The sequence below is a fragment of the Achromobacter sp. SIMBA_011 genome, from assembly GCF_046535435.1.
Taxonomy (GTDB): domain Bacteria; phylum Pseudomonadota; class Gammaproteobacteria; order Burkholderiales; family Burkholderiaceae_B; genus Achromobacter; species Achromobacter dolens.
Genome location: NZ_JAWRWN010000170.1, coordinates 1 through 335, shown reverse-complemented (window position 1 = coordinate 335; position 335 = coordinate 1). Strand labels below are relative to the sequence as shown.

Sequence of the window (335 nt, the reverse complement as noted above, 5' to 3'; positions counted from 1 at the left end):
AAGCAATTTCCCTATACGAACATGCCATACATATCGCTTCTCAAACTGATGACGGTCATTCCGAAGGCTTAGGTCATTTTAATTTAGGCATATGCTATGAGAGACAGGAACTTCTTGAAGAAGCCAAAGAAAGCTTTATCAAAGCAATGAATATACCCGCACATTGCGATTCGGTTTACTCCATTCGTTCAATGTACATGCTGAGCCGAGTTTTATACAAATTAGGTTCAAAGGAGTCCGCCCGGGAATGGAGAACAAAAGCGATTGTATATGCTGATAAAGTAAATGAAGAAATATACAAAGCCAAACTGAACCTCATATACTTTCTATACGAT

The 335-nt window shown here is 38.5% G+C and carries 1 protein-coding gene; it reads left to right on the top strand.

Annotated elements, in window-relative coordinates:
• A partial coding sequence (locus SB816_RS30415) for a hypothetical protein (RefSeq protein ID WP_410548043.1) occupies positions 1-335 on the top strand: 335 nt, incomplete at both ends.